The organism is Kitasatospora sp. NPDC048722 (assembly GCF_040650235.1).
Classification (GTDB): domain Bacteria; phylum Actinomycetota; class Actinomycetes; order Streptomycetales; family Streptomycetaceae; genus Kitasatospora.
Genome location: NZ_JBEZGX010000138.1, coordinates 1 through 4,282, shown reverse-complemented (window position 1 = coordinate 4,282; position 4,282 = coordinate 1). Strand labels below are relative to the sequence as shown.

At 75.6% G+C, this 4,282-nt stretch carries 1 protein-coding gene; it reads left to right on the top strand.

Going from position 1 to position 4,282, the window contains the following annotated elements:
- The coding region (locus tag AB0C76_RS41030; protein WP_359975805.1) for a beta-ketoacyl synthase N-terminal-like domain-containing protein at positions 1-4,282 on the top strand (4,282 nt) is incomplete at both ends.

The window sequence follows — 4,282 nt, the reverse complement described above, 5'->3', positions numbered from 1 at the left end:
GGCCGCCACCCTCACCACCACCGACCTCGCCCGACTCGCCCGCACCGGCATCACCCCCCTCACCACCACCGAAGCCCTCACCCACTTCGACACGGCACTGCGGTCCGGCCGGTCACCGCTCGTGGCGGCCCGGTTCGCGACCGCCGCACTGGCTGCCTCGGACACCCCGGTTCCGGCACCCCTGCGTTCCCTGGTGCGGACCTCGCCGCGCCGGGTCGCGGCCGGCGCCTCGAACCAGGGCCAGGGCCCGGCCCTGGCCGAGCGGCTGGCCCTCGCCCCGGCCGCCGAGGCGGACCGCATGTTGCTCGACCTGGTGCGGACCACCACGGCCACGGTGCTCGGCCACCCCGACGCGAACTCCGTCGCGGACGGTCGCGCCTTCACCGATCTGGGCTTCGACTCGCTGGCGGCGGTCGACCTGCGCAACCGGCTCGCCAGGGCCACCGGCCTCCGGCTGCCCACCACGCTGGTCTTCGACCACCCCACCCCGGCGTCGCTCGCCGACCTCCTGCGGACCGAGCTCCTGGGCGAGCGGGCCGACCGACAAGCCGTCGCCACCGTCACCAACGGCACCACCGCCGCGACCGCCGCGACCGACACCGACCCGATCGCCATCGTCGCGATGGCCTGCCGCTTCCCCGGCGACGTGAGCTCACCCGAGGACCTGTGGCGCCTGGTGGTCGACGGCGTCGACGCGGTCTCCGGCTTCCCCACCGACCGCGGCTGGGACCTGGAGCGCCTGTACGATCCGGACGCCGAGCGGCCCGGCACGTCGTACACCCGCGAGGGCGGGTTCCTGCACGACGCCGACCGGTTCGACCCCGAGTTCTTCGGCATCAGCCCCCGCGAGGCGCTGACCACCGACCCGCAGCAGCGCCTGCTGCTGGAGGTCGCCTGGGAGGCCTTCGAACGGGCCGGCATCGACCCGGCCGTCCTGCGCGGCTCGCGCACCGGCGTCTTCGCCGGCGTCATGTACAACGACTACGGCGCCCGGCTGCACCAGGCCCCGCAGGCTCCGGACGGCTACGAGGGCTACCTGGTGAGCGGCAGCGCCGGCAGCGTGGCCTCGGGCCGGGTGGCGTACACGTTCGGGTTGGAGGGCCCGGCGGTCACCGTCGACACCGCGTGCTCCTCCTCACTCGTCGCCCTGCACCTCGCCGCCCAGTCCCTGCGGCAGGGCGAATGCGACCTCGCGCTCGCCGGCGGCGTGACGGTGATGGCGAGCCCGGCGACCTTCGTCGAGTTCAGCCGACAGCGCGGGCTGTCCGCCGACGGCCGCTGCAAGCCGTTCGCCGCAGCGGCCGACGGCACCGGCTGGGGCGAGGGCGCGGGCCTGCTGCTCGTCGAACGCCTCTCCGACGCCCGCCGCAACGGCCACCGGGTCCTGGCCCTCCTGCGCGGCTCCGCCGTGAACCAGGACGGCGCCTCGAACGGCCTCACCGCCCCGAACGGCCCCTCGCAGCAGCGCGTCATCCACCAGGCCCTGCGCCAGGCCGCACTCACCGCCGCCGACGTCGACGCGGTCGAGGCCCACGGCACCGGCACCCGCCTCGGCGACCCCATCGAGGCCCAGGCGCTCCTGGCCACCTACGGACAGGACCGGCCCGCCGAACACCCCCTCCTGCTCGGCTCGTTGAAGTCCAACATCGGCCACACCCAGGCCGCCGCCGGCGTCGCCGGCGTCATCAAGATGGTCCAGGCGATGCGCCACGGCGTCCTGCCCAGGAGCCTGCACATCGACGAACCCACCCCGCACGTCGACTGGACCGCCGGCGCCGTCGAACTCCTCACCGACAACACCGCATGGCCCGCACACGACCGCCCCCGCCGCGCCGCCGTCTCCTCCTTCGGCATCAGCGGCACCAACGCCCACGTCATCCTCGAACAGGCGCCCGCCCTGGCGGAGGCCCCGACCACCGAGCCGGTGGCACCGCCGACCCGGCCGGTGCCGTGGCTGCTCTCGGGGCACACCCCCGAGGCGCTCCGGGCCGGGGCCGACCGGCTGGCCCGCCACCTCGCCGAGCGGCCGGCAGAACCGCTCGCCGACATCGCCCGCACCCTCGCCACCGCGCGGACTCCGCAGGCCCACCGCGCCTGGTTCGTCGCGGAGGAACGGACGGAGGTCCTGGACGCCCTCGGCGCGCTCGCCACCGGGGAGAGCGCCGGCACACCTGCGCAGCCCGCACCGCGCATCGCGTTCCTGTTCACCGGCCAGGGCAGTCAACGCGCCGGCATGGGCCGCGAACTCCACGCCGCCCACCCCGAGTTCGCCGCCGCCTTCGACACCGCCTGCGCCGCCCTCGACCCCCACCTCGACCGCCCGCTGCGCGACATCGTCTTCGCCGACGAGGGCACCCCCGAAGCCGCGCTCCTCCACCAGACCCGCTACACCCAACCCGCCCTCTTCGCCCTCGAAACCGCCCTCCACCGCCTGCTGGAGCACTGGGGCGTGCGCCCGGACGCGGTGCTCGGCCACTCCATCGGCTCGATCGCTGCCGCCCACGCGGCCGGTGTCCTGTCGCTGCCCGACGCGGCCGCCCTCGTGGCCGCCCGCGGCAGGCTCATGCAGGAGCTGCCTCCCGGTGGCGCCATGGTCGCCCTGTCCCTGGACGAGGAGACCACCGCCGGACTGCTCACCGGCCTCGGCGGGGCCGCGGGAACGGCCGCGCTCAACGGCCCGCGGGCGACGGTCGTCTCGGGCACCGAGGACGCCGTGCGGGAGGTCGCGGCCCGGGCCGCCGAGCTGGGCGCCAAGGTCCGTCGGCTGACCGTCAGTCACGCCTTCCACTCGCCGCTGATGGAACCGATGCTGGACGACTTCCGCAAGGTCGTGGCAGGACTCGACTTCCACGCACCGCACATCCCGATGGTGTCCGACCTGACCGGGCGGATCGCCACCGCCGAGGAACTCGCCTCGCCCGAGTACTGGGTCCGGCACGTCCGCGACACCGTCCGCTTCGCCGACGGACTGCGGGCCCTGGACGAGGACGGCATCGGCGGCTACCTCGAACTCGGCCCGGACGCGGTGCTCGCCACCATGGCCGCCGACACCCTCCCGGACGCGCTCCTGCTCCCCGCGCTGCGGCGCGACCGCCCGGAGCCGCGCGCCCTCCCGCAGGCGCTCGCCGCCCTGCACACGGCAGGTGCCGCGGTCGACTGGGCCGCGTACTTCGCCCACCACGACGGGTACCGGCCGGAGCTCCCCACCTACCCCTTCCAGCGCGACCGCTACTGGCTCGACGTCCCACAGGCGCCCACCGGCGACCTCGGCCGGGCCGGCCTGGGCGCCGCCGACCACCCGCTGCTCGGGGCCGCCGTCGAGCTCGCCGACGGTTCGGGCACCGTCCACACGGGCCAGCTGTCCCTGCGCACCCAGCCCTGGCTCGCGGACCACCGGATCCTCGGCTCCGCGCTCCTGCCCGGCACCGCGCTCCTCGAACTCGCGCTGCACGCCGGCCTGCGGGCCGGCAGCCCGACCGTGACGGAACTGACCCTGCACGCGCCGCTGGCGATCCCGGAGGAGGGCGCCGTCCAGATCCAGCTGACCGTCGGCGCACCCGACGAGGAGGGCGGACGATCCGTCACGATCCACTCCCGCGAGGACGGCGCCGAGGCGCCGTGGACGCTGCACGCCTCCGGCGCGCTGACGGCCGCCGCACCTCCCACGCCCGACCCGGAGCCCTGGCCCCCCGCCGACGCCGAACCGGTCGACGTGGCCGCCGCGTACGAGACGCTGGCGGCGTCCGGGTACGCCTACGGACCGCTCTTCCAGGGGCTGCGAGCCGCCTGGCGGAACGGCGACACCTGGCACGCCGAGGTCGCACTCGCCGAGGAACTCACCGACCGGGTGGGCGAGTTCTCGGTCCATCCGGTACTGCTCGACGCCGCGCTGCACCCCCTGGCACTGGCCGGCTCGGACGGCTCGGACTGCTCGAACGGCTCGGACGGCCTGCGGGTGCCGTTCTCCTGGAGCGGGGTCCGGCTGCACGCCACCGGCGCGACCGCGCTGCGCGTCCGGCTGACCCCGGCGGGACCCGACCGCGTCGCCCTCCTGCTGACGGACGCCGACAGCTCACCCGTGCTCTCGGTGGAGACCCTCGCGGTGCGCGAGACCGACCCGGCCCGACTGGTCACCACCCGCCGGGCGGCGGAGTCCCTGCTCCAGCTCGACTGGGTTCCGCTCACCGCGTCCGGTGAGGGTTCGGGTGGTACCGACGCCCCGGAACCGGTGGTCGTCCACCTCGACACCGACACCACCCCCGAGGACACCGCACTCCACGCC